Below are 747 nucleotides of genomic sequence, written 5' to 3' on the forward strand. Positions count from 1 at the left end.
GTTTTGCCGACCAGGCCCTGGGCGAAGCCAGCGCCTATGTCGCCATCGAGCGCATGCTCAAAGAGGCGGTGGCGCTCTACACCCGGGCCGGTCATCCCCAGGGCTGCATGGTGGTGTCCTCGGCGGTGAACTGCTCCAGTGACAACGACGGCGTGCGTGAGTGGCTGGCCGAGCATCGCCGGGCCCGTACCGCCAGCATCATCCAGCGCCTGGAAGCGGCGGTGCAGTCCGGCGAACTGCCGGCACACACCGATGCAACTTCCCTGGGGGATTATTACTCTACGGTGCTGCACGGGCTGTCGGTACAGGCCCGGGACGGGGTCACCCAGGCGCGCCTGCTCAAAGGGGTGACGCTGGCCATGACGGTCTTCGAGGCGGCGCAGGGCAACTGACCAGGCGCCTGCCAGCCTGTGTCGCGCAAAAAAACAGGCAGCGACACCGTGCGCCAGCTGCGCAAGCGGGCAGCCCCCGGTCATGGTTCCTGGCCCGGGTTGTGCATTTTTATCGGGTCCTGGACCTGTTCGATCATCGATAGAGTATTACGACCCGCCCATGAGCAACTCCGCGGCTACACCTCAAGGTAACTGGCAGCCGGTCATCGCGTTGGCGCTGGCGGCCTTTGTCTTCAACACGACGGAATTCGTGCCGGTGGGGCTGCTCAGCGCCATCGGCGCCAGCTTCGACCTGCCTACCGCGCGGGTCGGGCTGATGCTGACCATCTACGCCTGGATCGTGTCCCTGACCTCG

Annotated in this window: 1 protein-coding gene and 1 pseudogene; both read left to right on the forward strand. The window is 65.6% G+C overall.

The features are described from left to right. Positions 1-392 (forward strand): TetR family transcriptional regulator C-terminal domain-containing protein (locus Q7C21_RS22235; RefSeq protein ID WP_375151122.1); only part of this gene is annotated, 392 nt, incomplete at its 5' end. A 160-nt stretch (positions 393-552) separates the two neighbouring features. Then, positions 553-747, forward strand: a pseudogene (locus Q7C21_RS22240) (sugar transporter); the annotation flags it as partial.

Source organism: Pantoea sp. ANP04, from assembly GCF_041982285.1.
Taxonomy (GTDB): Bacteria; Pseudomonadota; Gammaproteobacteria; order Enterobacterales; family Enterobacteriaceae; genus Pantoea; species Pantoea eucalypti.